We start from the raw sequence: 1,483 nt of genomic DNA on the forward strand, positions 1-1,483 counted from the left end.
ACGTTCCCTACATGCTTACCCCAGGACAACCATCGCCTGGGCTGGGCTACCTTCCTGCGTCACCCCATCGCTTACCTACTACCAGTTCAGGCCAGGCGTTCAGTCTCACCCACACCCCGAAGGGCGTTAGGGACTTAAGGACCCTTAGTATCACTGGATTCAGTATTGGCGCATCGTAGCGGGTACGGGAATATCAACCCGTTGTCCATCGACTACGCCTGTCGGCCTCGCCTTAGGTCCCGACTTACCCTGGGCGGATTAGCCTGCCCCAGGAACCCTTGGTCATCCGGCGCAGAAGTTTCTCACTTCTGATTCGCTACTCATGCCTGCATTCTCACTCGCACAGCCTCCACAACTGGATCACTCCGCTGCTTCGCCGGCCGCACGACGCTCCCCTACCCACCCACACACCTAAACCACAAAGGCTCGGATAATGTGTGAATGCCACGACTTCGGCGGTGTACTTGAGCCCCGCTACATTGTCGGCGCGGAATCACTTGACCAGTGAGCTATTACGCACTCTTTCAAGGGTGGCTGCTTCTAAGCCAACCTCCTGGTTGTCACTGCGACTCCACATCCTTTCCCACTTAGCACACGCTTAGGGGCCTTAGTCGGTGGTCTGGGCTGTTTCCCTCTCGACTACGGAGCTTATCCCCCGCAGTCTCACTGCCACGCTCTCACTTACCGGCATTCGGAGTTTGGCTGACGTCAGTAACCTTGTCGGGCCCATTAGCCATCCAGTGCTCTACCTCCGGCAAGAAACACGCAACGCTGCACCTAAATGCATTTCGGGGAGAACCAGCTATCACGGAGTTTGATTGGCCTTTCACCCCTAAACACAGGTCATCCCCCAGGTTTTCAACCCTGGTGGGTTCGGTCCTCCACGCGGTCTTACCCGCGCTTCAACCTGCCCATGCCTAGATCACTCCGCTTCGGGTCTACAGCATGCGACTCATTCGCCCTATTCAGACTCGCTTTCGCTACGGCTCCCCCACACGGGTTAACCTCGCCACACACCATAACTCGCAGGCTCATTCTTCAAAAGGCACGCAGTCACATCACAAACAAGAGCAAGCCCTCGTTTACGCTCCTACGGCTTGTAGGCACACGGTTTCAGGTACTATTTCACGACCCCTCACCGGGGCGCTTTTCACCTTTCCCTCACGGTACTTGTTCACTATCGGTCACCAGGGAGTATTTAGGCTTACCAGGTGGTCCTGGCAGATTCACACAGGATTTCTCGGGCCCCGTGCTACTTGGGATCCCCTCAAACAGTCCAACCGATTTCGCCTACCCGACTCTCACGGTCTACGGCGCCACTTCCCAGAAGCTTCGACTATCGGAAAGATTTCTTACTGTCTATGGTCTCGGCAGAAACCATCAGAGGGTCCCACAACCCCGCAAACGCAACGCCTGCCGGCTATCACACGCCTACGGTTTAGCCTGATCCGCTTTCGCTCACCACTACTCACGGAATCACTAA

At 56.2% G+C, this 1,483-nt stretch carries 1 rRNA gene (only partly in view); it reads right to left on the reverse strand.

Annotation, left to right across the window (positions count from 1 at the left end):
• Window positions 1-1,483 (reverse strand): 23S ribosomal RNA (locus tag ACFY3V_RS39625) (it extends past both window edges: 1,486 nt to the left, 124 nt to the right).

Source organism: Streptosporangium sp. NPDC000095, assembly GCF_042899335.1.
In the GTDB taxonomy this organism is placed as follows: Bacteria; Actinomycetota; Actinomycetes; order Streptosporangiales; family Streptosporangiaceae; genus Streptosporangium.